The sequence below is a fragment of the Spiroplasma sp. hy2 genome, from assembly GCF_044714365.1.
Classification (GTDB): Bacteria; Bacillota_I; Bacilli_A; order Mycoplasmatales; family Mycoplasmataceae; genus Spiroplasma; species Spiroplasma phoeniceum.
Genome location: NZ_RXFZ02000191.1, coordinates 1 through 1697 on the forward strand (window position 1 = coordinate 1; position 1697 = coordinate 1697).

Genomic DNA, 1697 nt, shown 5'->3' on the forward strand with positions numbered 1-1697 from the left:
TATTAATTCTGTAATTATTTTTTTCATTAATTATTTACCTCCATATATTAAAAATATACCTAATTTTAGGTATATTTTATAAATATCAAGAGTTTTCGACAAAATTAAAGAAGCATTTTCATCAAATTCTGATCAAAATGCTTTGGTAAAATATAATTCAGCATAACGATTTTGTAATAATAAAAAATTACTTAACCTTTGTTCACCACCACATCGAATCATTAAATCAACATCTGGTAAATCTGCAGTATATAAATGTTGAAATAATGTCTGTTCATCAACAGTTGCTAATTTTTCACTTATCATTTGATTAATTGCTGTTAATAATTCTTCAATGGCTCCATAGTCAAAAGCAAATGTTAAAACCATTCCATTATTATCTTTTGTCCGTAAAATAGCATTATCAATTGCTGCTAATGTTTTAAGTGGCATTTTTGTACGCCGACCAATATGATTTAAAACAATATTTTCATTCTTAAAATTATTAACTTGTTTATTATTTAATAATCGCTCTGGCATCGCCATTAAATATGCAACTTCTTGTGCACTTCGTTTTCAATTTTCAGTTGAAAAACAATAAATCGTTAAATACTTAACACCAAGAGCATTTGCTTTTAATGCGACATCTTTAATCCGTTTTGCTCCTTCTTCATGGCCAGCTGTTCGTTCTAAACCTTGCTTAGTTGCCCAACGACCATTACCATCTAAAATAATTGCAATATGTTGTGGTATTTTCATGCCTTATGTCCTTCTTCCCCATTTTGTTAATTATACCGAGAGTCATAAAAAAATGAAAGTTTTAAACTTCCATTGCTTGTTGATTAGCAATTAAGGCGCCAGTATGTGCTGTTTTCTGAACAAGAAAAATTTCACTTTTCGCATTTTTATTTTGTTGTAAATAATACATTACAACAGAATTATGGTATTTCACAAAATTATCTTTTGTTCCATGAATAAATAAAATTGGTAAATCTTGTAACCGGTTATTTTCTTTTAGTAAATTCATTTGTTTTAAATTTGTTTTTAAATGTCGACGAAAATTTTTATTAATTCCTAATGACATTAATCATCACGGTAATTTGATATATTTATGTAAAAAAGCCCGAATCTGTTGGACTGGTTGTGAAAACGGACAATCAACAATTAATCAATCAATTTTATTTTCTAAATAAAACTGATGGGCATATTATAAGGCAGTTGATACTCCCATACTAATTCCAAAAACCCCAATAATAGTTGGTGTTTTATGTTTTTTCAACCATGTAATTAAAAAATTTAAAATAATGGCATTCGTCACACCTAAATCTGATTTTTGACCATAAGTATTTCCGTGGGCATATGCATCAAAAGTTAAAATATTATAACCAGCTTGATAAAAATGATATACGTTTCGTAACCCCAAATATTTATTTCGTTTAAAGCCATGTAAACCAACAACTCACTTTGATGAATGTGGATGTTCTAACATTAAAGTACTAATTTTATTATTATTAAATTCAATAAAAGTTTCTTGGCAATCATCTGGTTTAATCATAAAATCCCTTAATTTCTTTGCCTTAACATCGGCTTCTAACTGTTGCAGTGAATTTAATTCAATAGACTTCTTGCATAACCTATTAAAATAATTGTAAATATTTTTAAAAAGATACTAATAGCAAATTATAATTTTAATTAATTATGTCTTTTATTTAAAAATT

3 protein-coding genes are annotated in these 1697 nt (G+C 27.1%); all 3 read right to left on the reverse strand.

The features are described 5' to 3' along the window. Nucleotides 1-30: 30 nt before the first annotated feature. The gene (gene uppS, locus EHV01_RS05250) at nt 31-738 is read right to left on the reverse strand and encodes a polyprenyl diphosphate synthase (RefSeq protein WP_422066537.1); all 708 of its coding nucleotides are present in this window, start codon (nt 736-738) and stop codon (nt 31-33) included. Nucleotides 739-799: 61 nt separating this feature from the next. Beyond that, complete coding sequence (locus EHV01_RS05255; RefSeq protein ID WP_422066538.1) at nt 800-1063, reverse strand: hypothetical protein; 264 nt, start codon at nt 1061-1063, stop codon at nt 800-802. A gap of 123 nt (nt 1064-1186) precedes the next feature. Further along, entirely contained in the window at nt 1187-1534 is a 348-nt protein-coding gene (locus EHV01_RS05260; RefSeq protein WP_422066539.1) for a hypothetical protein, read from the reverse strand. Nucleotides 1535-1697 lie beyond the last annotated feature (163 nt).